The 19686-nt window shown below is 69.6% G+C and carries 26 protein-coding genes and 1 pseudogene; 22 read left to right on the forward strand and 5 right to left on the reverse strand.

Annotated features, from left to right (window positions below):
- The first annotated feature begins 336 nt into the window (after positions 1-336).
- Positions 337-1341, forward strand: a complete 1005-nt coding sequence (locus NBZ85_RS05920; RefSeq protein ID WP_261556338.1) for a TerC family protein — start codon at positions 337-339, stop codon at positions 1339-1341.
- Between the two features lie 76 nt (positions 1342-1417).
- On the opposite strand, the gene NBZ85_RS05925 is transcribed toward NBZ85_RS05920, so the two are convergent.
- On the reverse strand, positions 1418-2155 hold the full coding sequence (locus NBZ85_RS05925; protein WP_261556327.1) for a helix-turn-helix transcriptional regulator: 738 nt from the start codon (positions 2153-2155) through the stop codon (positions 1418-1420).
- Between the two features lie 645 nt (positions 2156-2800).
- Here NBZ85_RS05925 and NBZ85_RS05930 point away from each other — a divergent pair.
- Complete coding sequence (locus NBZ85_RS05930) at positions 2801-3913, forward strand: glycosyltransferase family 2 protein (protein ID WP_261556328.1); 1113 nt, start codon at positions 2801-2803, stop codon at positions 3911-3913.
- Positions 3914-3986: 73 nt separating this feature from the next.
- Positions 3987-4604 carry an alpha/beta hydrolase family protein gene (locus NBZ85_RS05935; RefSeq protein ID WP_261556329.1) on the forward strand — a complete coding sequence of 206 codons (618 nt, stop codon included), beginning with the start codon at positions 3987-3989 and terminating at the stop codon, positions 4602-4604.
- A 49-nt stretch (positions 4605-4653) separates the two neighbouring features.
- On the opposite strand, the pseudogene NBZ85_RS05940 reads toward NBZ85_RS05935, so the two are convergent.
- Positions 4654-4851: pseudogene (locus NBZ85_RS05940) on the reverse strand (MBL fold metallo-hydrolase); the annotation flags it as partial.
- Between the two features lie 20 nt (positions 4852-4871).
- Here NBZ85_RS05940 and NBZ85_RS05945 point away from each other — a divergent pair.
- Positions 4872-6317, forward strand: a complete 1446-nt coding sequence (locus tag NBZ85_RS05945) for a recombinase family protein (protein WP_261561596.1) — start codon at positions 4872-4874, stop codon at positions 6315-6317.
- On the opposite strand, the gene NBZ85_RS05950 is transcribed toward NBZ85_RS05945, so the two are convergent.
- Positions 6277-7047 (reverse strand): hypothetical protein, encoded by a 771-nt coding sequence (locus tag NBZ85_RS05950; protein ID WP_261561597.1) that lies wholly within the window; start codon positions 7045-7047, stop codon positions 6277-6279. The genes NBZ85_RS05945 and NBZ85_RS05950 overlap by 41 nt on opposite strands.
- Before the next feature lie 154 nt (positions 7048-7201).
- Here NBZ85_RS05950 and NBZ85_RS05955 point away from each other — a divergent pair, with 154 nt between their 5' ends.
- The 17 genes from NBZ85_RS05955 to NBZ85_RS06035 all read left to right on the forward strand — a co-directional run bounded on the left by NBZ85_RS05955 (position 7202) and on the right by NBZ85_RS06035 (position 16560).
- Positions 7202-7420, forward strand: coding sequence for a helix-turn-helix domain-containing protein (locus tag NBZ85_RS05955; protein ID WP_261561598.1), 219 nt, complete (start codon positions 7202-7204; stop codon positions 7418-7420).
- Positions 7420-7665, forward strand: a complete 246-nt coding sequence (locus NBZ85_RS05960; protein WP_261561599.1) for a hypothetical protein — start codon at positions 7420-7422, stop codon at positions 7663-7665. Before NBZ85_RS05955 ends, NBZ85_RS05960 begins: the two co-directional genes overlap by 1 nt.
- Positions 7628-7870: a hypothetical protein gene (locus NBZ85_RS05965; RefSeq protein ID WP_261561600.1), complete on the forward strand. Its 243-nt coding sequence runs from the start codon at positions 7628-7630 to the stop codon at positions 7868-7870. Before NBZ85_RS05960 ends, NBZ85_RS05965 begins: the two co-directional genes overlap by 38 nt.
- 1 nt (position 7871) lies before the next feature.
- On the forward strand, positions 7872-8726 hold the full coding sequence (locus NBZ85_RS05970; RefSeq protein ID WP_261561601.1) for a hypothetical protein: 855 nt from the start codon (positions 7872-7874) through the stop codon (positions 8724-8726).
- Positions 8723-10057, forward strand: a complete 1335-nt coding sequence (gene dnaB, locus NBZ85_RS05975) for a replicative DNA helicase (RefSeq protein WP_261561602.1) — start codon at positions 8723-8725, stop codon at positions 10055-10057. Before NBZ85_RS05970 ends, dnaB begins: the two co-directional genes overlap by 4 nt.
- A gap of 13 nt (positions 10058-10070) precedes the next feature.
- Positions 10071-10442, forward strand: coding sequence for a hypothetical protein (locus NBZ85_RS05980; protein WP_261561603.1), 372 nt, complete (start codon positions 10071-10073; stop codon positions 10440-10442).
- Entirely contained in the window at positions 10439-10807 is a 369-nt protein-coding gene (locus NBZ85_RS05985; RefSeq protein WP_261561604.1) for a hypothetical protein, read from the forward strand. Before NBZ85_RS05980 ends, NBZ85_RS05985 begins: the two co-directional genes overlap by 4 nt.
- Entirely contained in the window at positions 10804-11007 is a 204-nt protein-coding gene (locus NBZ85_RS05990) for a hypothetical protein (protein ID WP_261561605.1), read from the forward strand. Before NBZ85_RS05985 ends, NBZ85_RS05990 begins: the two co-directional genes overlap by 4 nt.
- Positions 11008-11088: 81 nt before the next feature.
- Positions 11089-11460, forward strand: coding sequence for a hypothetical protein (locus tag NBZ85_RS05995; protein WP_044887822.1), 372 nt, complete (start codon positions 11089-11091; stop codon positions 11458-11460).
- A 77-nt stretch (positions 11461-11537) separates the two neighbouring features.
- A complete protein-coding gene (locus NBZ85_RS06000) occupies positions 11538-12146 on the forward strand; it encodes a hypothetical protein (protein WP_261561606.1) in 609 nt (202 codons plus the stop codon).
- 53 nt (positions 12147-12199) lie between these two features.
- A complete protein-coding gene (locus tag NBZ85_RS06005; RefSeq protein WP_261561607.1) occupies positions 12200-12781 on the forward strand; it encodes a hypothetical protein in 582 nt (193 codons plus the stop codon).
- Positions 12782-12859: 78 nt separating this feature from the next.
- Positions 12860-13303 carry a hypothetical protein gene (locus tag NBZ85_RS06010; protein WP_261561608.1) on the forward strand — a complete coding sequence of 148 codons (444 nt, stop codon included), beginning with the start codon at positions 12860-12862 and terminating at the stop codon, positions 13301-13303.
- Positions 13304-13572: 269 nt separating this feature from the next.
- Positions 13573-14055 (forward strand): hypothetical protein, encoded by a 483-nt coding sequence (locus tag NBZ85_RS06015; RefSeq protein WP_261561609.1) that lies wholly within the window; start codon positions 13573-13575, stop codon positions 14053-14055.
- Positions 14052-14546, forward strand: coding sequence for a hypothetical protein (locus NBZ85_RS06020; RefSeq protein ID WP_261561610.1), 495 nt, complete (start codon positions 14052-14054; stop codon positions 14544-14546). Before NBZ85_RS06015 ends, NBZ85_RS06020 begins: the two co-directional genes overlap by 4 nt.
- Positions 14543-14794: a hypothetical protein gene (locus NBZ85_RS06025; protein WP_261561611.1), complete on the forward strand. Its 252-nt coding sequence runs from the start codon at positions 14543-14545 to the stop codon at positions 14792-14794. Before NBZ85_RS06020 ends, NBZ85_RS06025 begins: the two co-directional genes overlap by 4 nt.
- Positions 14795-14963: 169 nt before the next feature.
- Complete coding sequence (locus tag NBZ85_RS06030; protein WP_261561612.1) at positions 14964-15950, forward strand: tyrosine-type recombinase/integrase; 987 nt, start codon at positions 14964-14966, stop codon at positions 15948-15950.
- A gap of 124 nt (positions 15951-16074) precedes the next feature.
- A complete protein-coding gene (locus NBZ85_RS06035; RefSeq protein ID WP_261561613.1) occupies positions 16075-16560 on the forward strand; it encodes a hypothetical protein in 486 nt (161 codons plus the stop codon).
- A 136-nt stretch (positions 16561-16696) separates the two neighbouring features.
- Here the strand turns inward: NBZ85_RS06035 and NBZ85_RS06040 are convergent, their stop codons facing one another.
- Entirely contained in the window at positions 16697-17092 is a 396-nt protein-coding gene (locus NBZ85_RS06040) for a hypothetical protein (protein WP_261561614.1), read from the reverse strand.
- 576 nt (positions 17093-17668) lie between these two features.
- On the reverse strand, positions 17669-19000 hold the full coding sequence (locus tag NBZ85_RS06045) for a hypothetical protein (RefSeq protein ID WP_261561615.1): 1332 nt from the start codon (positions 18998-19000) through the stop codon (positions 17669-17671).
- A 204-nt stretch (positions 19001-19204) separates the two neighbouring features.
- Here NBZ85_RS06045 and NBZ85_RS06050 point away from each other — a divergent pair, with 204 nt between their 5' ends.
- Positions 19205-19684, forward strand: a complete 480-nt coding sequence (locus tag NBZ85_RS06050) for a hypothetical protein (protein WP_261561616.1) — start codon at positions 19205-19207, stop codon at positions 19682-19684.
- Positions 19685-19686: the final 2 nt, after the last annotated feature.

A 19686-nucleotide genomic window follows, 5' to 3' on the forward strand; every position in this document is an offset into this window, starting at 1 on the left:
CGCTAGTCTCGTGGGCTCGGAGATGTGTATAAGAGCCAGCTCTGGCGCTGACCCGCCGGCGGCCAACCCGTCCGATCAGTCCGCACCCTGCCGCGCCTCTACCGGATCTCCTGCGTGGGATCGGTAGACGCGGACGGCGAGATCGCCGTACCCGTGGACGTTACTAAAAGTTAGCTGTTCGTCGCTTTTTGTTCATCTTGCTGGCGGCGGGACACGCGTGAACGTGCTCTGACCGGCCGCTGGCAACGGAGCCCGGCCGGTCAGAGCGACATCTTCCGCCCCGGAGGAGCCGGGGTGGCGCATCCGGGCCGCGACCCGACACCTCTGGAGATCTCCGTGCATGTTCCCCTCTGGGCCTGGGCCGCCTTCGTCGGCGCTTTGCTCGTGCTCCTCGCCATCGATCTGCTCGCCCACCGCAAGGCCCACGTGATCGGCTTCCGTGAGGCCGCCTGGTGGAGCCTGCTGTGGGTGTCCCTGGGCATCGGCTTCGCCGGGGTCATCTGGGCCTGGCAGGGTCCCGGGGCCGCCGGCGAGTACACCACGGCCTGGCTGCTCGAGAAGAGCCTGTCCGTCGACAACCTGTTCGTCTTCGCGCTGATCTTCTCGTACTTCAAGGTGCCCCGGGAGTACCAGCACCGGGTGCTGTTCTACGGCGTGCTCGGCGCGCTGGTGCTGCGGTTCATCTTCATCGCCGCCGGGGTCGCCCTGCTCGAGCAGTTCAGCTTCATCATCTACATCTTCGGTGCTTTCCTGATCTTCACGGCTGTGAAGATGCTGCGCGACAACGGTGTCGAGATGGACCCGGGACAGAGCCGGGCGGTGACGCTGCTGCGACGGGTCATGCCGGTCACCGACCAGTACGAGGGACAGCGCTTCATGCTGCGCCGCGCGGGCAAGCTCGTCGCCACGCCGCTGCTCGCCGTCCTCGTCGCGATCGAGACCGCCGACGTGCTGTTCGCCTTCGACTCGGTGCCCGCCGCGCTGGGCGTCACGGACAAGACGTTCCTCATCTACACCAGCAACGCGCTCGCCATCCTGGGCCTGCGTTCGCTGTTCTTCCTGCTCGCGGGCCTGATGGAACGGTTCCACCACCTGGCGACGGGGCTGGCGTTCATCCTGGCCTTCATCGGCGTGAAGATGCTGCTCACGGACGTGTGGCACATGCCGATCGCGCTCTCGCTCGGCGTGATCGCCGTCGCGCTGGCCGTCTCCGTGATCTGGTCACTGCTCACCGAACCGCCCGCGCAGGAGGCAGCCGAGAGGCCTGCGCTGGACGAGGGGGTGGGTGACGGAGCCGAGCCGCGGGAGGTCTCCGCGCCGGGCGGCGGGCTCGCGCGTTAGGCGACCCCGCCAGGCGCGCTCGGCCCGTCGACCGAGGCGATCGCCGCCTCGACGGCGGGCCACCTGCCGGCCGGGGTCAGCTCGGTCGCGCCGGCTCGCCGCGCGGGTCGGGCGCCGGCGCCCGGCGGACTCGCCGCACCTCGGGTGGGGGCGCGGTGAAGATCGCGAACGGGTCGCGGTCGTCCGCCGGCTGGCCGGTGTTGACGGCGCGGGAGATCCGGTCCCACCGGAACCAGCGCGGGCCACTGCGGTCCAGGCACCAGGCCAGCAGGTACCAGTTGCCGCCGGTGAAGGCCAGCAGATGCGGCTCCACCCGGCGGCCCAGGGTTCGGCTGCCGGCGGTGTCCTGGTAGTCGATCGCGAGCACGCGGCCGGCCCGCAGCGCCTCCTCGATCGTGGTGGCGAGCGCCGTGCGGGCGACCACAGGCGGCCCCGCCCAGCCTCGGGAGGCCAGCTGGGCGACCTGTCGTTGCTCCGGAGGGGGCATGACGTCGAGCAGCTTCTCCAGCGCGGCGGCACCGTCGCGGGTCAGCGGGCCGGCCGCGGCGGCGGCCAGCGACACCGCGGCCGCGGACGCCTGGCCCTGGGTGAGCGCGACGGGCGGCAGCATCGCGTGCTGGGCGAGTACGTACCCGCCGCCCGGCCCGGAGATCCCGCCGACGGGAACCCCGGCGTCCTGGAGGGCGAGCAGGTCCCGGCGGATCGTCCGCACGCTGACGTCCAGCCGGGCCGCCAGGCTTGCGGCTGTTCGCCCGGCGGATCCGGCCCGGCGCAGCTCCTCGACTATCGCGGTCAGTCGATCTGGGTGCGGCATGCGTTCCACGTTGACAGGGGCCAGTCACGACTGGCGGCGAAACGGCGCGACTTGGGCAATCTCGCTGCCCCGTGCCCGTGATGTGCAATGGCGGAACGCCGCGCCAGTCGGCTCGCGGGAGCGGGCGGCACGGCGCGATGACCGGCTCGGCAGCGGGTAGATGGCCGGCCCCGACGGGCGGGCGGGGTGCACCGGGCCGTGCCGGCAGTGCGCCGACCGCGGCGTGGGAACGGATTCCATGACCGCCCCGTTGGCATCTTCGACGGCCACGGCGGCTGTGTGATCGGCCGTTTGGTATTCCGTCCTGGCGATGTCGCGATCCGCACCATGATTTTTCCTCTATATGTTTCGACGATGTGGGATGACTGGTGCTCCCGTGGCCGTGCGCGACTCGCCGGGAAGAGAAACGTTGACCACCACGATGCGCTAGTTACCCTGGTCGCGACCGGTGCCTGGGCCGGTCGGCCGGGCGGGGCCGGTCGCGACGGTCGTCGTACGCGGGGGTTCGGCAAAGGGCGCGGCGAGACCGGCGAAATCCTGATCAATTAACCGTGATCGAGGCTTTCGTCGGTGTGCTCCGTGGACGGGCGGAGGAGTTATAGCCGATCTCCTGACTATCGCTGTACGTTTTAGTGAAGGCGGATGATGCATAGTTTGTTGGCGGTCGTCGTGTCCCACGGCGGCTCGACCCGTCTGGACCAGTTGCTCTCGGTCCTGGTCGCCATGAACGCCTGCCGTGCGGTGCTGGTGGAGAACGACACACTCGCCGGGCGTCCGGTGCCCGCCGGGGTACGCGTGCTCGAGGGCCAGGGCAACGTCGGCTACGGCACCGCCGTCAACCTCGCCGTCCGCCACGCCATCGAGGACGGTCCGGCGCCGGACTGGCTGTTGGTGATCAACAGTGACGTGACGATCCCCCCCCACACCGCGGAGGTCCTGCCGAAGCTGCTCGCCTGGTACCCGCCGTCCGTTGACGTCGTGGGTTTTCCGTTCCTCGCCAGCGAGGGCGGCCCCGGACGGTCCCAGGGGGTGCTGCCGACCCCGCGCACGAGCGCCTTCATCACGCTGCGCGGCGAGGCGGCGGCCCTTGCCCGCTGGCCGGAGCTGCGCCACCCGGTCGGCGCCTTCTTCGCCATCCGCGTCCCGACCTTCCTGCGTCTCGGTGGCTTCGACCCGGACTACTGGATGTACTACGAGGAGACCGATCTGTTCGCCCGGCTGTACGCGGCCGGCGGCCGGATCGCCTGGGCCGACGAGGAATGGCCGGTGGTGCACGTCGGCGGCGAAACCGTCGGTCGCTCGGGCCTGCTGCACGCCGAACTCGGTCGTTCGGCCGCCGTCTACGCTCGCCGCCATCGCGCCACCCTGGGCTGGAGCTGGCCCGCGGTGCACGGCGGGCAGCTCGCCGTCCTCACCGTCCGCAAACTCGCCACCGGCCGCCTCCAGGACGCGCGACGCGCCGCCGGGATCCTCGCCGGCCTCGCGGCCGGCCTGGCCCGGCCGAGCTGGGAACCCGCCGTGCGCTCCCGCTGGCGCGCCGCCCCCGCCGAGACCCGCCGTCGCGTCGGTTACCTCCCGCTGGCCGGCGCCGCTCGGCCTGCTGCCACGCGGCCCGGTACCGCCCAGGCCGAAATGGCCGGGGCGCGGTCCGGGGCATCGTCCGTCGCGGCCGCTGTCCCGGCGCCGGCACCCCGGCTCGGTGAGCTGGAGTCGCACAGATCGCCACTGCCGCGGGAACGGTCGTCCTCCGTGGAGTAAAACGCTGCCCATGACGGACAATGGGGAGTACATGGATGTTTTGAGGCTTGGTCCGACAGCGTCCGAGCGAGTCGTGCTCTTCGCGGCCGGAGCAGGTGGCGACCCGGAGCGTTACCGGCCGCTCCTGGACCACCTCGCCGCCCATGGATGCCAGGTCATCGCGCCCCGCTTCGAGCGCCTGGGTGCGCGGGAGGCGACGACGGCTGAGTTGATCGCGCGGCCAGCCGGGCTGGTCGAGGCGCTTCACCGCTATGCCTCTCCGGACGCGGCGATCGTGGCGGTGGGCCACTCGATCGGCGGATGGGCGGCCCTCTGCCTGGCCGGTGCGACCCCCTGGGAGCGGGACGGCGAGCCGCTGGAAGTGCCGCGGGAACCACGTGTCAGCCGGCTTGCCCTGTACGCGCCCGCCACCGGCTGGTTCGCCGCTCCCGGCGCCCTGGAGGCGGTGACGGCCCCCATCCTTGTCTACGCCGGTGAGCTGGACACCGTCACGCCCGTCGAGCAGGCCATCCACCTGAAAAGCGCACCGGCCCAGGTCGACCTGCACATCGTGCCGAAAGCGGGTCACTTCAGCTTCATGAACTCGCCCCCGCCGGGCCTGGCCGACGACGGCGACGGCTTCGACCGTGACGGGTTCCTCAGCGATCTCGCGCAGGCAACCCTGGAGTTCGCTCAGCGGGCGGAGCCGTAAGCGGTCCGGCGAGGCCGGCCCTTGAACACCGGGGGAGGGAGGGGCGTTCTCACCAGCCGCGGGCGCGCCATTCGGCGAGGTGGGGGCGTTCGGCGCCGATGGTCGAGTCGAAGCCGTGGCCCGGGTAGATCCACGTCGTGTCCGGCAGGGGGCCGAACACCTTGCGCTCCAGGTCGTCCATCAGCGTCGTGAAGGCATCGGCGTCGCCGAAGGTGTTGCCCGGGCCGCCGGGGAAGCGGGAGTGCCCCTAACAGGTAACATCAGATCATGGTCTCGGATGATCTCGAACCGGCACTTTCCTACGCCAGGATCTCGGAAGATCCACTCGGCATGGAACGGGGCGTCACCGGCCAGCTCGCCGACAACCGCGACGCCGCACCCCGCTACGCCCTACGGATCGTCAGCGAGTTCCACGACGACGACATCAGCGCCCTGCGGGGCGCGCCGCGGCCCGGCTACAACGCCCTCATCGCCGCACTCAAGGCCGGACAGGCCAAGGTGGTCGTCGTCTTCCAGACCTCGCGGCTGTGGCGGAACCGGAGCGAACGCGCCGAGGCGATCGGGCTCTTCGGACAGCTCGGTGTCCGGATCGTCGCAACTAAAGGCCCTCACCTGGACTTTTCGACCGCCTACGGCAGGGGCATGGCCGGGCTGCTCGGCGAGTTCGACACGATGGAGTCGGAGGTCAAGTCCGAGCGGGTCACCGGCGAAGCCCGGCGCCGCGCACTGGAAGGAAAGGCCAACGGCATGGTCAGCTTCGGGTGGCGGCGCGAGTACGACCAGGACGCGCGGGGACGTGTCATCGGATTCCGTGACGTCGTCGACGAGCACCAGGCCGCCGTCGTCCGCGAGATCGTCGATCTTCTACTCGCGGGGAAGTCCCTCAAAGCCGTCACTGCCATCCTCAACGACCGCGGTGAACCTGCACCCGGGGGGAAAACGTGGATCTACTCGGGGGTTCGCAAGATCGCCCTACGCCCGGCGAACATCGGCCGGCGGATCTACCGCGGCGAGGATGTCGGCCCGGCCGCCTGGCCCCCGATCGTCGACGAGGGCAGGCACGCACAAGTCATCGCACTCCTCGGCGACCCGGCCCGGATCACGAGCCGATCGGGTTCCCGCCGCCACATGCTCACCTATAATGCCAACCTCGCCGTCTGCGGAGTTTGCGGAGGTGAACTACGGATCGGGAAAATCCGCAACAGCCCGCTCTACCAGTGCGCGGCCAAGGGCTGCGTCGGCCGCAGCGAACCGCGCGTCGACGAGTTCGTGTCCCTGGTCCTCATCGACCGGCTATCCCGCCCCGATGCCGGAGCCCTGTTCGTCCACAAAGACGACGACGCGCAGAAGGCCCGCGACGAGCTGGCAGAGCATCGTGCCCGGCTCGCCGCCGCCGCCGACGACTACGCCGACGGTGTGATCACTCGCGAGCAGCTCGCCCGGATCAACAGCCGGCTCCTACCCAAGGTTGAGAGGGCTGAGGCTGCCGCGCTCCGGTCCATCCCCGGTGTCGGCCTGGGCCTGGTCGCCGCCCTGGTCGCCGATCCCGAGAAGACGTGGCGGGGCATCGATGACGTGGCGCAACAGCATGAGATTCTCGTCTCTATCGGCATGTTCGTTCGCATTGTCCCAACTCGCCAGGGTGCCGGGTTCGACTCGAAATCCGTCGAGATCAGTTGGCAGGGGCCTCCGGATCCGGTTGTCCCTCGGTAGCTGACGCGGAAGCGTCGTCTCCTCCATCCCAGCTGTTGATCTCTGCTCTGATCTCTTCGGTGAGTTTCCGGGTGACGCGCCCCCGCAACGCGGACAGCCGGTGAGGGCTCACGTCGGGGATCGCCGTGACACGCCGGTCCCGTTCGCTAGAAAAGCTGTGCTGCCACAGGCGCGCTGATGCCACCGCTACTTCCACCAGCGGAACGCCGAGGCGGCGCGCGACCAACACCTCGGTCTCACCGGTGTTCTGGACAAGCTGCTGCACCGAAAAGCCCTGCATCCAATGCGGGCCGACCTTGACGTAGGGCGCAGGGAGGGCCTCGACGACACCCGGGCCGATCTGGTCGCCGATCCGCAGATCCGTGGACGGGCTGGTCTGCATCGAAAACGGAAATTCTGGGGCGGTCCCGGCGAGCGTGGCCGCGAAGGTCCGACCGTCAACCACAACGGAAGACGACAAAGAGACAACGGCGTCCGGATCTATAAGTGCGCTTAGCCCAATAGGTCGTCGGCATGCCTCCGTGAGGATCGACGGCAACAGCGCCAGCTCCTCGGCTGGCAACGCCTTCTCCCCACGTTCGAGCTGCGCTACCCGGCTCCTCGCCCACGCCAGGCCATGGCGCCTGGCCGCCATCGCCACATCCTCCTGCCGCACGTCACCGGCAGCTTCCCGCACCCGGCGAACCCCTTCGCCGATCACCTGTCGCAGCGTCCTCGCCGTCTCCGTCACGTGCGAAACAGTACTGGGCCGGACGGGGATGCGTCCGCACGACCCGCGGTGGACCGTGGTACAACAGAGTTGGACGCGGCCGGTTAGATTTTCGTACGGACCGCTTCCGGTGGAGTGGGTAAGTTTCCAACCGCGGACGGATGGAGGTGAGACCGTGACCGATGTCCTGATAGGCGATCTTGAGAACGCGCCGGTGACAGTGCCCCTGTGGCCGGACGCGGCACGCGCCCTCGGGATCGGCAGAGCAACGGCGTTCGCAATGGCCCGGTCCGACAAGTTCCCTGTCACCGTGCTGAAGTCCGGGCACAGATGGCGTGTTCCGACTGCGGCGCTGCGCCGCATCCTCGAAATCGACTCGTCGAAGGTCGCCTGATGCCACGGGAAACCTACGAGGAGATGCGGGAACGCGCCCGGGAAATCGCCGATCAAGCGCCGCCGTTCACCGCCGAGCAGATCATCCGGCTCCGGACGCTACTCGGCATCGACCGGTCAGCCCCTGCGCCACAAACGGCGGCGGCCGGGGTGCCCGCCCCGGCCGCCGCCATCACCCGCAAGACCCCCACCACGAGGTCCATTTCCAATGATGATACCCGAGACGACCAGTCCACCGCCGCCTGAACCGGCCGGTGACGACAGGATCGCCGAGGTCGTCGACCTGAACGCCTGGCGTTCCCTCCCGTGGGCCCGCCGGTACGCCAGAGCCACCCTGCCCACCACCTGGCAGCCGTGGGAGTACGAATGCGTCGCCCGCCGCATCGCCGGTCTGGAGTCCTGCTACCCGTGGTGCGCCCACCGGCCACGGCGGGACTGGCGGTCAGCCTGACGTGGGGTATCCGCTCTACCGCGAGGTCAAAAACTACGCGCCCGCCGATCTCAAGCCGGCCGAGTTGCTGCTGTTGCTGCTCATCGCGGACGACGCCAACGACAAGACTCGTTTGTCGTTCGCCAGCCGGGAGCAGCTCGTGAAGTGGATGCGGATGTCCGAGTGGGACGGCGTGAAGAAGGTCCTGCAACGCCTTCGCGATCACAAGCTTGAGCTTCGGGTGCCGTTCGGGGAGGACCGGGCAGGCCGCCCGGTCTACGCGCGGTCCGGACACAAGAGCGTTTACAAGATCCCGAACTTCGAGTCGAAAGAAGGTGATCAACCGGCCGTAGAAGACGGACACGCGCCCGAACCCGACGACGTTAGGGGGGACGGTCATCCCCCCTCGCAGGGGGGACAGTCATCCCCCCTGGACGGAGTTAGGGGGGATAACCATCCCGGCCAGGGGGGATCGTCATCCCGGCCAGGGGGGATCGTTATCCCCCCCATCTCCTCAATCTCCTCAAGATCTCCTCATCTCTCTCCGATCGACCCGGCCGAACGCGCCCTCCGCGGCAGCGGCATCGAGGACGAGAGAGAGATCAAATCGATCATCGGATGGGCCACCGACACCCATCGGCCTCGCGGCGGCGGCTGGTGGAACCAACTCCACAAGAACGGCGACATCCCCGCTCTCGTCGCCGACTGGCGGGCCCAGCAGACCGCCGCGGCTCCTACCGCGCCGCCCTGGTGCGGCGCCTGCGGCGGCGGTAACCCCGCCGCCCGCACCAACCCCCGCTTCAGAACCGACAGCGGCATCCCTTGCCCGAGCTGCCACCCCACCGTCGACCACACCATGGAACGGAACGCCTCATGACCCTCAGCGATCTTGACGACGCCCCGCCGCACGACCTCCCGGCCGAGCAGAGCGTTCTCGGCGGCATGCTGCTGTCGAAGGACGTCATCGGCGACGTCAACGAAATCCTCCGGAGCGACGGCGACCTCTACCGGCCGGCGCACAGAACCGTCTACAACACGATCGGCGACCTCTACGGCCGCGGTGAGCCCGCCGACGTCATCAGCGTCGCCGCCGAGCTGTCCCGCCGCGGGGAGCTGGACCGGGTCGGCGGCCCCGGCTACCTCCACACGCTGATCGCCGCGGTGCCGACCGCGGCGAACGCGGGCTACTACGCCCGCATCGTCGCCGAGAAGGCAGTGTTCCGCCGCCTACTCGAAGCCGGCAGCAGCATCGCCCAGATCGGCCGTACCGCCGCGGGAACCGCCGCCGACGCTGCCGAAGCCGCCGACCGGCAGCTTCACGCAGCCTTGACCGCCGCCGACAACGGCGACGCACCGACACCCATCGGCGCGACCGCCAACGCCTTCCTCTCCGAGCTGGAGTCCCGCGGGCAGAACAAGACGGGCATGACCGGAATCCCCACCGGCTTCGTCGACCTCGACGAGCTGACCGGCGGCTTCAAACCCGGGCAGATGATTGTGATTGCCGCCCGGCCTGGCGTCGGGAAGTCAACGTTGGCACTGGACATCGCCCGCAACGCGGCGATCAGGCATGGCCACCCGGTTCTCTTCGCCTCGCTGGAGATGAGCCGCGGGGAACTCGACCAGAAAGTCTGGTCGGCGGAAGCCCGCGTGTCCCATCAAAGCATGGGAAATGGCCAGCTCACCGACAACGACTGGACGCGAATAAGCCGCCGCATGGGCGAGGCCGCCGGCGCCCCTCTGTTCCTGGACACGTCGCCGAATCTGGGCGTCGCTGCGATCCGGACCCGCGCCCGACGGCAGCAGCGCCGAACCGGCCTTGGCTTGGTCGTCGTCGACTACCTGCAGCTTCTGGTGACCGCCGGCCGGGACGAAAACCGGCAGCAGGAGGTCAGCGCAATCTCACGGTCGTTGAAGCTGCTGGCCATCGAGCTGGACGTGCCGGTCGTCGCGCTGTCCCAGCTCAACCGGGCATCTGAGCAGCGCGCCGACAAGCGGCCCCAGCTTTCCGACCTCCGGGACTCTGGGTCGATCGAGCAGGACGCAGACATGGTGATCATGATTTATCGGGAAGATGCCCACGACCCGAATTCAGCCCGTGCCGGCGAAGCCGACCTGATCGTCGAGAAGAACCGCGGCGGCCCCAAGGGAACAATCACTGTCGCGTTCCAAGCGCATTACTCCCGGTTCGTCGACATGCCGAACTGACCGGGTGCCCACCATGACCATCACCGGCCACTGCGCGTACTGCGGCAGCTTGCAGCCCGTCAACGACAACAAGATCGGCAACCACGCTGATGTGAACCCCCCGGACGACCAGCGAGGCCGTCCCTGTCCCGGACGGGGTATCCCCCCGGTCAGCACCTACGGCCCCGGTATCGAGCCTGCCTGGGGCCTTCTGGGCCTCATGGGTGGCCGGGCCGACGTCCGCCACCACCTGCTGCGGGGCCCGCGCTGCTCGACGTGCGACCACGCCAACATCCTGACGTTCGTACCCGAACCGCCCGCGGCCCCGATCACCTTGTGCGTGTACTGCGACGGACCGGGATCGCTTGTCCCCCCACCCGACATGAGCGGGAGCGAGGGCCGATGACCGCGGTCTGTTCCGTCTGCGAAGCATCGACGCGGCTCCGCAAGGACGGCGGCGTGTTCTTCCACGACATCGCCCTGGGGGAACGCTGCCCCGGCAGCGGCAACCCGCCGCTCCGCGACGACCCGCCGCTCGACGAGTCCGCCGAACCGGACGACTCGCAGTACCCGCCGGCAGAGACCGTGTGCCGTCGCTGCGACGTACCCGCGGACCCGTCGATCTCCCAGATCGCCGGGTGGTGCAGCTCCGGGTGCAGGGACGCCGGCCGGGCGGCCTACCGGCAGCGCCGAGCCGACATGTCCCGACGTCGCCGCGGAGTCACCACCCCATGGCGGCGCACCCCGAGCAGAACCGGAGCCCAACCATGACCACCGATCTTGATTCGCCCCGCGCCCCGTGGCGCGGCCCCCGCAGCCCAGCCTCGTGGCGCTGCCCGCGCTGCCAGACCGCCGCCGCGGCTGATCCGGACCATCCGGACGCCCTCGTCGTCGAGCACCGACCCGGCTGCCGAACCCCCACCGGCCTCGAAGCCGCCCACACCACCGCGACCGCCAGCACCAGCCGATGACCGGCGCCGGCCGGCCCCGCGGACCACCAAGCCGCCGCCGAGCAGACCCCGAACATCAACCACGACGAGAGGAAAGATCACATGGGACAGGCCAGACGGCGACGTGACGCAGACCGCCAGGCCGGCCAGATCGGTAGCCCGATCCCGGCCGCCGGGTTGCAGGGCGACCACCGCGGCACCTGCATCGCCTGCCTTCGTCCGACCGACACCGGTCTCGCATTCCAGGGTGAAGCCGAATGGATCTTTGCCGGACTGCTCGGTCTCGGCGTGCCCGAAGACCAGGTGCACCCGGCGTTGGCCGACCTGGACCCCGCGGGTTGGGGCAACGGCCTGGTGCCGGTCGGGAAGACGGCGGTCACCGTGCGGGCGTGCGCCGAGTGCGCGAGCAAGCCCGGGTTCCCTGTCGCGCTCCTGCTGCCTGGTCACCCGGTGCCGGCGGTGCAGCCCGCATAACCGGACCCATCCGGGTGGGCGCCGTGGTGACTGCCACGGCGCCGCCTTCCCGAACCTCGACAAGGAGATCATCCCACGTGAACGAGCAGACCAGCCCAGCCGGAACCCCGACGTTCGCCATCGCCTTCGACGTCTTCCCCGGCGGCGCCGCGTTCACCTGCACCCTCTGCACCCGCGCGTTCCGCGCCCATGTTGTTCCCCGCCGCTCCCCGGCCGGCGACCCCGAAGCCGGCCGGTGGATATGCCCGCCGTGCCTCGCCGTCGGATCGGCCCGGCTCGCGCAGATCAGTTCAGCGTTGGAGTTGATCGCTGTTGCCGCCGGCGGCAGCGACGAGGCCCTCGCCATCGCCCAGCAGGCCATCTCCAGCATCCGCAGGGCCGTCGAAAACCGCGCCGTCGACACCCTGGCCCACCAGCTCTACGGCCCCGGCGGCAACCAGCCCCACATCGTCGACCTCGGCGCCGCCCCGATCACCGACGAGTCCGACCTGCACGTCGGCGCTCATCTCGCCGACGGCAAACCACAGGTCACCCTCGTCGACCGCGGCGGCTGGGCCTACCTCGACGACGACCCCGACGCCGCGGTCGAAGCCGCAGACCGCATCCGGGACATGGCCGCGGTGGCGCGGATGGCCGCCGAGTTCGGACCGGGCGCCGGACCGGCCGACCCGGACGACGCCGGCTGATGTTCCGCCGCCGCGCAGACGAATCCCAACCCCCAGCAGAAATGGACCAGCAGATGCCAGCCACCCCCGTCGCCGACCCGCCGCTCGACGATGTCCCCGACCAGCTCCATGCCCAGGCCATGAAGCTGATCACCGAGCACCGTGCCCGCACCCGCCGCTACCGCGACACCCTGCTCCGCCCCGGCGGCCCCGACCTGAAGCCCGTGACCTTCGGGGACGGCACCCGCAGCCGCGGCCCCGCCGCCACCGAAGCCCTCGCCGCAGCCAACCGCTGGTGGGAGGAGACGATCACGTTCGCCTCCCAGCTCCTCGACCTCGACCGCGACCATGCCGACGCCCTGGCCCGCATCGTGGCCGACGAACTATCCCAGGTCCTCCGCGCCCGGACGATCGTCCTCGCTGAGGTTGCGGCGGATGTCGTTGGCAGCCAGGCCGCCGCCGGGCCGCTGGTCAACGACGACGGCACGGTCAACGTCGCAGGGACTCGCGTCCCGCTCAGCGGGATCGTCGCCGCCGGCCCGCCCCGGCGGGAACCCGAAGTCCGCGTCGTCGTCGAACCCGGTGGTGACCCCGCGGTCGTCGCCGAACGTCTGCGGTCGATCGCCGCGGAAATCGAGTTGTCCGGCCACTACTGATCGCCGACGAATCGCACGTCAGGACTGCGATCACCAGCCGGAACGTTGATCCAAACAGCCACGCGAACAGGAGCACCAATGCCTACCCAGAACACCCCGCCCCGTCGCACCGCCCCGGCGGGGAAGACCACCCCGCCGGCCAAGCCAGCGGCGGGCCGCATCACCCCGACCCCGCTCGTCGACCAGATCTCACGCCTCGCCGAGGCAGTGGAGAACGCCTCCGACCCGGGCCGGCTCCAGCGGGACACCGCTGCGAAGGTCGATGACCTCGCCGGCCAGGTCAGGAAGATCCGCGTCGCAGGACTCCGCGCCCGCAGGGAGGCTCTCGCCACCAAGGTGAACGCCACCAGGCAGGCCCGCAGAGAATCGCTTCGCGCCCGCCGTGCCGAGCTGCTGGCCCGGCCGCTTCCCCCGTCGGTGAAGGCGGCCGGCGGCAAGGGGAAGGCGTCGACGGCCGTTCGGTCCTCGACGGTTCCGTCGGTGCCGGCCCGGAAGACCCTGCCGCGCCGTTCCGGCCGCTGACCACGCACGGTGACGGGGCGCCGGTCGAAAGGCGCCCCGTCGTGTGCTTTCTCACCGACAGTAGTGATGGAGGGATTATGAGACCTCGACGAGACGATGGCGATCTACCGCCCGAACTGCCCGGGAAGTGCAATTCCCGGAAGCGCGCCGATGGTCCACCGACCCGGTGCCGCATGACCGCCGGTCACGGAACGACACATCTAGGACACGGCCAGTGTTCGCGGCATGGTGGGTCGACACAGACCGGCCGGGCGATCGCAGCCAAGGAGTTGGTCGCCGACGTCGCCCGCCGGTTCGGCGCACCCCGGGAAATTGATCCCTTGCTGGCGTTGCAGGAAGAGGTATCGAGAACAGCCGGCCTCATCGATTTGATCGAGGGTGAGGTGAACGCCACCGTCGGACCGGATGGCCGCCCGATGCTGGTGGAAACGATCAACGGCCGTGAGGGGACGCGCACCACCCCATCGCCATTGCTCGACCTCCACCACCGGGAACGCCGCCACTTCGTCGCTGCCGCCCGCGCGGCCCTCGATGGCGGTGTGGTGACCGAACGGGACCGGTGGATCGCCGACTACCAGCATCGGGTGCTTGGGCTCATCGCCGGCATCATCCGGGGCCTGGGTCTCGACCCGGATGCGCCCGAGGTGGTGGCGGTTGTCAGCCGGTGCCTCGGCGAGTTCGCGGCGACGACCAGCGGCCGTTCCGAGCTGCTGGCCGTCCCCGCCGACGATGGGGATGGGGTGTCGTGGTGACCGGCACCCCGCCGACGGCGGTCGAGGTGGCCGTGCTGCGGCAACAGGCACTCGCCGCTGAGGATGTGCTCGTGGGCCTGGCCGCGGCCGGCGCCGCGGCCGGCGCCGCGGCTTCCGCGCTGATCGACGCCCGCGCCGCCGCCGACGCCGCGTTCGACCGGCTCGCCCTGGCCGAGGCCGAGCAGGACACGGCCGGCCCGCCCAGTCAGGCGACGATCAGGCTACGGATGAATTTCGCCTTGCTGCGTCTGGCCGCTCTGGCCCCGGCGCCCGGCCGGCCTGTGGAGCCGGTCATCGTCGGCCGGCGGGATGTTGCGTTGGCGACCGGGTTGAGTCTGCTGGCCCACTCCGTGGCCCTCTCCGGGTATGCCGTGCCCGACGTCGTGTTCGACCTTGATGCCCAACAGGTCGCACTGTCACGGGAGTTGGCGGATGACCTGTTCACGGACGCGGTCGGTGGTGCCGGTGCGGCCGGCGGGGAGGAAGTGTGATCACGATGGACGGTGTGGACGGGCGGGTCCCGGTCGATCTGGTGCCGCGTGCTGAGATTCCACGCCGCTGGCCGGTGATCTCGCCGAGGATGGCCCGCAGGTTGACGGACGATGCGCGGTTGCCCGTGTGGGTGGTGGGCCATCGGATGTACGTGTCTGCCGCCGACGTCGAGGCGTACATCGTGTCGTGTCGCCGTCCGGCGGTTGTCGTCGGCGAGCCGGCCGCCGGACGGGTTCATGATCGCTGAATGCGTGGTGGTGCCGATGAGGCCGCCGGTCCGCTCTGGGCCTGGCGGCCTCAGCCGTCTCGGCTCATGCCCGTGGCGACCTTCCGGGATGCGGCGGGGCGGCGGGGGATAGCAGGGTCAAGCAAGGTCATTAAGAGGACAGGATAATGACTGTTATCCTGTGGTCGTGATGGAGATCGTTTCCCGCGTTACTGCCGGCGCCCTCGACCGCCACGACCCCGACGCCATCGCCGCCCGGCACATCGCCGCGTGGCTACTCGGCTACAGCTCCCCCCGGACCCGCACCGCCTACGCCCGCGACGTCCGCGCGTTCGTCGCATGGCTCACCGAGCACGACGTGAAGCTGTTCGTCGACCACCGCAGCCGCAGGGCGGATGACGACCAAACCTACGTCGATCGTGGCCACGTGCAGGCGTACGCCCGCAAGCTCGAAGCCGACGGGGCTGCTCCCTCAACCGTGGCCCGAACCCTGTCGTCGCTGTCCAGCTTCTACGGCTACCTTCTCGCCGAGGACGTCATCGACCGGTCGCCGTGCGACCACGTCCGCAGGCCGAAAATCAGCGACGACACGCGAACCGTCGGGTTGACCCGCAGCGAGTTGCGCGCGCTACTCACCCAGGCACGGGCGGACAGCCCCCGGGCTGGGGCGCTGCTCACCCTGCTGGCCGGCAACGGCCTTCGGGTCGGGGAGGCCCTGGCGCCCGACGTGTCCGACCTGGGATCCGAATCGGCGACCACCGATGACGGCATCGAGGTGACCCACCGGATTCTGCACATCGTCCGCAAAGGCGGGAAACGAACCCGGGTTCCACTGGCCCCCCCGACCGCGGCGGCGGTTGACCGCTACCTCGACGGCCGCGAGACCGGTCCGCTGTTCGCGACACGGACCGGCCGGCATCTCGACGAGCCGTACACGTTGCGGCTCATCCGCCGTGTCGCCCGCGACGCCGGGATTCCGACCTGGGACAAGCTGAGCCCGCATTCGTTGCGGCACACGTTCGTCACGCTCGCCCTCGACGCTGGTATCCCGCTGCACAAGGTGCAGGACGCTGCTGGCCATGCTGACCCGAGGACGACCCAGAAGTACAACCGGATGCGGCAGGCGTTGAACGGCCATCCGGCCTACGGGCTCGCCGCCCATCTCGCTGGAGAGTAGGAGAAGTCGCACGTCCCCGGTGGTCAACGCGCTCTGATCGTGGCAGCGGCGGGGGTCCGGTTCAGCTCGGATCCACCCATGCGCCGTATACCGACATAGTCGGTATACTCGGATCGTGGGGAAGGTGACGATCTACGTCCCTGACGAACTGCTCGACCAGGCACGGAAGACGGGACTGTCCCTGTCGCCGGTCTGCCAGCAGGCGATCCGAGAGGAACTAGCCAAGATGACCGCAGTGATGGTGGACACCGCCCGAAGGGAAATCTCAGCCTTCGTCGACAACACGGCGAGGTGGCGCGAGATGGTCGCCGAGGACTACCCGGAGGACGAGCGGAACACCCGCTCCGCGGCAGGGCTTCGCGAGCTGGCGCGGTGGGTCGGCGACCTACCCGATACCGACCCGCGTCTGGTCACGCTCGTCACCAGCGCGCCCAAGGACTACTTCGCCACCGGCGGCATCGCCCCCGCGGAGATCTGCCAGCGGATGACCTCCCGCTACCGCTTCGGGCGTAGCGACGTGGCCCGTCCCGACGACTGGCTGGAGATGTTCGTCGCGGACTTCTTCAACGACGATGACCTGGCTGACGAGAACGAAACGACCTCGTCATGAGTCAGTCGCGTGGCTCCGCCCCGCCCGCCCGCTGTCCGCATTCCTAGGCGAGTAGGAGCTCTGCCGGCGACAAGCTCCCCGTGAACCGCTGGCGCCACCTGGACGTCTCCCGGTGGCGCCAGCGGCCAGCACGCAGCTAGAGCTGCTTGGCCGCGCTGTCCCTACCGCATTCATCGACGGTCAAAGCGTCGGTGTACGCCGCCTCCGCACCGTCAACGAAGCCTTCGGCCCACGGGTACTCGCCGTTCAGGATCAGTGTCATCGAGATGATGGTCTCGCCGGTGCGGTGGGACTCGAACCGGCAGATCGAATGCCCAGCGGTGACGGTCGCTGCCTCCTCGATGTTGAGGAGGTCAACCAGCTCGTCGGCCGTGGCGTATTCGTTCGCCCAGCGGGCGCCGTCGGCAAGCCCCCGCGCCCGCTCGGATGCGGTCTCGTCGAGGCGCCGAGCGGCCACCGTGTAGGGCTCGCCCGTCTCGGCCATCCGGGCCCGGATCTCTCGCTTCCGATTCTTCTCGGCTGTCGTTGTCATGACGCGTGTCCTCCTCTGGCGGTGCCCCACGCTCACCTTTAGAAGAAGACCCGCGGGCCGAGAGACCCTTGTCCCTAGGAGGCTGGTGGCGTGGGCGCCAGCGACTCGGGAGCGGGCAGGCGGAGCTGCCCTGACACAGAAGCATAAAGCACGCGGGGGACATGCTGGCACCGCCCCCTCGGCTTGGGGATGGCTGCCGGGGCGAGGCGCTGGCGTGCAGGGGTCCGGTCCAACTCGGACCCCAACCGGATCGTTTTGCCGCCGCGGGCAACGTGACCGGGCCCGGACGGCTGGCATCGGCGCGGGGACTGCGGCGAAGCGGTGACGCTTCCCGTTCCCGGGAACCGGCGGCTACTCCCGCCGCTTCGGAGCGTTCACGGTCCGACAGTCGGGGCAGTCCTTGGACGACGGCGGCCGGCGGAAGGTGAGTTTCACCCCGGGTCCGTTCTGCGGCCGGCGGTGCTTCCGGCAGCGCAGGACGATCGCCGCCGGGTTCTCAGGCTTCGGTGCCGGATCATCCACACTGCCGAGGATGGCCCGCCCTGCCTGTCCGCGCCGTAGTCCCCACGTGATCCGCTATGCGACCGGGACCAGCGTGACCGACAGCTTCGCCAACGGTCCACCGCCGTTGTCTTCGTAGTCGGCTTCGACCTGCAGCGTGCCGGTCGGGTCCTGCGCGTTGAACTGGGCGAGGAACGTGCCGCTCACCGACGGCGGCAAGCTGTCCGGGCCAGCCCCGGCCACGGTGTCATGTTGCGTCCCGCCCGAGACCATCTCGGCGCTGTTGTACGCCATCGTGACGACCCTCGCGGTCCCGTTGGTCACCTTGTAGGCCACGCCTACGGTTCCGTTGCCGGTGTCTCGAGAGGCGCCCAGCGGCCGAACTGTGACACCGCTGGCGGTCTGCTCTGGGCCGCCTACGGCAACGACCGCGCGGACCGGCTGGCCGTCGAGGTCGAATCCGGAGATGAGCCCGCGGCCGTCGTACTGGAAGTTCGAGAAGGCGGCGCACGGGTGCGGGTCCTCGGCGACGTTGTCGCACTCGGTGAGCGTCTCGGGCTCGCCCTGGCTGGTGAACCTGCCGGCGGGCAGCGTGTGCCCTGCCGACGTCTGGGCGTCCGTGTAGGCGACCAGATAGTCGATGTACGCCCGTGCCGCCGAGTTCGGCGAGGTCAGCGGTACAAGGTCCTGCTGCGCCTTCAGGGTCGTAGTGGTGAGCCCAGAGACGAAGTCGACCGCAGCCTTGTCTCGTTGCGAGCCTGCCGGCGCGGATGCCGTAGGAGAAGCGGCCTGGGTGTCTCCGCTGCTGGCTCCGGTCGAACCGCTGGACGATGCACAGCCAGCAGCGGGAACCGCCAGGGCGATGGTGAGAAGTACAAGGTGAAGCCGGCGCATGATCCCCCCGGGTGCGCGATGCGGACAGCGCAGCCTAGCGAACTGCCTGCCGGCAACATCGCGGCAGGAGTGCGGCCGGAACCCTGCGCGGACCATCGCGGCGTGGGCGGTGAGCCGGCCCGCGAGGACTTCGGTGCGCAGCTCGGCGGCTTGGGCGTTTCCGGCTTCGGCTTCCCTGCGCAGGCGGCGGAGCGCTCCCGTCTCGGAGTTGCCACGTTCATTGGGATCCGAAGCAAGAGTGACATTGTCACTCTTGCTTCGGTCGCCGCCATGACGTCCTTGCAGAGCCTGGTCGAACAGGTCGAGCGCGACCGGGTCGTCAGCCACCACCCGCTGCACCAGATCGATCGTCACGCCAAGCTCACGGGCAACGATCGTGGAGGTCTTGCCGGGGGGTTCTGGTTCAGCGTCAGCTGATGCTGAACCAGAACCATGGCGAACCGCGCGTCCCCGGGCCTGCCCCTCCCGCTGCCGCTCCCGTGCCTTCGGCGCATCCAGCGCCTCCAACGCCATCCCGAGGGACATCAGCTCGGAGACGTTCATCTCCTTGCGATAGACGTTCTCGTCACGCCTGCGGCGCGTCAAAGCGTCCTAAAAGTCCGTGGACGGTACGATCAGTATGGCTCCGGGAGCGTAGCTTCCGCCAGGCCGCGGGCAGGTGAATCCGCCGTCGAGCACGCCAATTCTCATTGGCCTGCCCGGAAGACGGTCCCCCCGATGCCCATCATCACCCCCGACAAGGTCGCAGACAGCCTGCGGAACATCGCCGCGACCATCAGCCAACCCGCCTGGCATGACAGCCATCCCGGGCCGCTCACCGCCGACCACGCCGGGAAACTCCGCAGGCTGGCCGACCGGGTCGAACATGCCATCCGCGCCGATGATCCCCGCCTCGACGCGTTCACCCCCCACACGATCGCCGACCCCGCCGGCGGGCATTTCCTCACCACCCCGGAGGAGGCTGATCGTTTCCTCGCCGACGTTCCGGAGCACTGGTCACCGGGCCGGTTCCTCGCCGGCCTGGCCGGCGCGTACCGGGATGCGCCGACGCCGTCCGAGGACACGATCGCCCAGGTTGTTCGGATGTTGACGGTGGCCGCCGAGCAGACCACCGCGGGCCGGATCCCGCAGCATGCTGTCAACGCGGATGGGCAGTTGGTCGTCCGCTTTGTTCGCCGGCCGGTTCGGGGGCTGTGATC

It is taken from the genome of Frankia tisae (genome assembly GCF_025403405.1).
GTDB classification, from domain to species: Bacteria; Actinomycetota; Actinomycetes; order Frankiales; family Frankiaceae; genus Frankia; species Frankia tisai.

Bases quoted from the DNA above. Each gene is read 5' to 3' on its own strand.
- NBZ85_RS06045 (WP_261561615.1), bottom strand. From the start codon at position 19,000: ATGGCGTTGGAGGCGCTGGATGCGCCGAAGGCACGGGAGCGGCAGCGG.
- dnaB (WP_261561602.1), top strand. From the start codon at position 8,723: ATGACCCTCAGCGATCTTGACGACGCCCCGCCGCACGACCTCCCGGCC.
- NBZ85_RS05985 (WP_261561604.1), top strand. From the start codon at position 10,439: ATGACCGCGGTCTGTTCCGTCTGCGAAGCATCGACGCGGCTCCGCAAG.
- NBZ85_RS05930 (WP_261556328.1), top strand. From the start codon at position 2,801: ATGCATAGTTTGTTGGCGGTCGTCGTGTCCCACGGCGGCTCGACCCGT.
- NBZ85_RS05925 (WP_261556327.1), bottom strand. From the start codon at position 2,155: ATGCCGCACCCAGATCGACTGACCGCGATAGTCGAGGAGCTGCGCCGG.
- NBZ85_RS06005 (WP_261561607.1), top strand. From the start codon at position 12,200: ATGCCAGCCACCCCCGTCGCCGACCCGCCGCTCGACGATGTCCCCGAC.
- NBZ85_RS05965 (WP_261561600.1), top strand. From the start codon at position 7,628: ATGATGATACCCGAGACGACCAGTCCACCGCCGCCTGAACCGGCCGGT.
- NBZ85_RS06040 (WP_261561614.1), bottom strand. From the start codon at position 17,092: ATGACAACGACAGCCGAGAAGAATCGGAAGCGAGAGATCCGGGCCCGG.
- NBZ85_RS05980 (WP_261561603.1), top strand. From the start codon at position 10,071: ATGACCATCACCGGCCACTGCGCGTACTGCGGCAGCTTGCAGCCCGTC.
- NBZ85_RS06030 (WP_261561612.1), top strand. From the start codon at position 14,964: ATGGAGATCGTTTCCCGCGTTACTGCCGGCGCCCTCGACCGCCACGAC.
- NBZ85_RS05990 (WP_261561605.1), top strand. From the start codon at position 10,804: ATGACCACCGATCTTGATTCGCCCCGCGCCCCGTGGCGCGGCCCCCGC.
- NBZ85_RS05960 (WP_261561599.1), top strand. From the start codon at position 7,420: ATGCCACGGGAAACCTACGAGGAGATGCGGGAACGCGCCCGGGAAATC.
- NBZ85_RS06010 (WP_261561608.1), top strand. From the start codon at position 12,860: ATGCCTACCCAGAACACCCCGCCCCGTCGCACCGCCCCGGCGGGGAAG.
- NBZ85_RS05995 (WP_044887822.1), top strand. From the start codon at position 11,089: ATGGGACAGGCCAGACGGCGACGTGACGCAGACCGCCAGGCCGGCCAG.
- NBZ85_RS05945 (WP_261561596.1), top strand. From the start codon at position 4,872: ATGGTCTCGGATGATCTCGAACCGGCACTTTCCTACGCCAGGATCTCG.
- NBZ85_RS06050 (WP_261561616.1), top strand. From the start codon at position 19,205: ATGCCCATCATCACCCCCGACAAGGTCGCAGACAGCCTGCGGAACATC.